Raw genomic sequence first — 1,716 nt, 5'->3', positions numbered from 1 at the left:
GCCTGCGACGGGGACCACCGAGATCAGGAGCGTGCGCAGCGCCAGCCCGCGCAGCGCGCCGGTGGCCAGCTCGGCCTGGAACTCCGGCACGAGCTGCCGGTCGCTGCCGAACTCGGCGACCGCCCGCCGCTCCGCCTCCGCGCGCGGCAGGCCCTCCTCCCGGTACGCCTCGACGGCGTCCTCCAGCGCGTGCCGCGTCTCGGTCAGCAGGTCGGCCTTGAGCCGGTCCGGCCCGTACAACCGTCCGGACAGCTCGCGCAGCCGGCGGTCGACCACCGCCTCGTCATGGACCCGCATGCGCACAAGCCTGCCATCGGGGGACGGGCTACCGCGTCAGGGAAAACCCCGATCGGATTCAGTGCGCGCTACGGCGTGACCGCCAGGTAGCCGCGTTCGGCCGTCTGCTGCCGCAGCCACTGCTCCCGGTACCAGCCCGGACGCGCCACCAGTTCGTCGTGCCGGCCGCGCTGTACCACCCGGCCGCCGTCGAGCACCACGATCTCGTCCAGCCCGGCCAGGCCGCTGAGCCGGTGGCTGATCAGCAGCACCGAGTGCCCGGCCGGGGTGGCGGCGAGCGTGGAGTCCAGCACCGCGTCGGCGGCGGACGGGTCGAGCCCTTCGGTCGGCTCGTCGAGCACCAGCACCGGCGGGGCGGCCAGCAGCGCGCGGGCCAGCGCGAGGCGCTGCCGCTGCCCGCCGGAGAGCTGCCCGCCCTGCTCGCCGACCACTGTGTCCCAGCCGTCGGGCTGTTCGCGTACCCAGTCGAGCAGGCCGGCCGCCCGGGTCGCGGCGACCAGGTCCGCCTCGGTGGCGTCCGGACGGCCGAGGAGCAGGTTCTCCTTGACCGTGGCGTGGAAGACGTACGCCTCGGCGAGCAGGCCGCCGACCACCCGGGGCAGGTGCTCGTCCGGGATCCCGGCCACCGGCACGCCGCCGACGGTGACCCGGCCGGTGTCGGGGCGTACCGCGCCGGTGAGCACGGCGGCGAGCGTGCTCTTGCCGGCGCCGCTCGGCCCGACCACCGCCACCCGCCGACCGGCCGGCAGGTCGAGGTCGAAATCGGCCAGCGCGGGGGCGGCCCCGGTCCGGTAGCGGACCGTCACGTCGGCGAACCGTACGTCGTGCCCGTCGATCGCGGGCTCCGGCGCGCTCGCCGGCGGCGTCGTGTCGGGTTCGGTGAGCATGTCGGCCACCCGGGCCAGCCCGGTCCGGAGCTGGGCGCGCTGGCGGGCCGCCGCGACCAGCGCGAGCGCCACCTCCACGGCGGCGAGCGACCCGACCGCGAGGACGCCGACGAGCACCCCGCCGACCCCGGCCCGCAGCGCGACGGCCACCACCGCGGCGGCGGTGAGGCCACCCACGAGTACGCCCGTCGCGTCCACCGCGAAGCCGGTAGCGGCGAGCCGGCGTTCCAGCTTCGCCAGCCGCGCGCCCCGGTTCTCGGCGGCGGCGAGCGCGGCGCCGGTGGCCCCGAACGCGGCCAGGTCGGCGGCGCCGTGGGTGAGGTCGACCGCGTCCACCGCGAGCGCGCCGCGCAGCGGGGCGACCTCGTCGGCGGCGCGGCGGGTGAGTCGGGTGGCCAGCGCGGGCAGCGCCGCGCCGGCCACCAGCAGGCCGATCGCGAGCACACCGGCGGCCGGCGGTGAGATCAGCGCGGCGACGCCGACCGCGAGCACGCTGACCACCGCCGCGGCCGCGCCCGGCACAAGCACGCGC

General features: G+C 77.7%; 2 protein-coding genes. Both read right to left on the bottom strand.

From position 1 onward, the window contains the following. The coding region (locus KBX39_RS30560; RefSeq protein WP_247660771.1) for a permease prefix domain 1-containing protein at nt 1–297 on the bottom strand (297 nt) is incomplete at its 3' end. 68 nt (nt 298–365) lie between these two features. Then, on the bottom strand, nt 366–1,716 hold a 1,351-nt coding region (locus KBX39_RS30555), incomplete at its 5' end, for an amino acid ABC transporter ATP-binding/permease protein (RefSeq protein WP_210873878.1).

This window comes from Micromonospora sp. D75, assembly GCF_018070405.1.
GTDB lineage: Bacteria > Actinomycetota > Actinomycetes > Mycobacteriales > Micromonosporaceae > Micromonospora > Micromonospora chalcea.
Note: the sequence above shows the minus strand (reverse complement) of the source record. Positions and strands in the feature narration are given on the sequence as shown.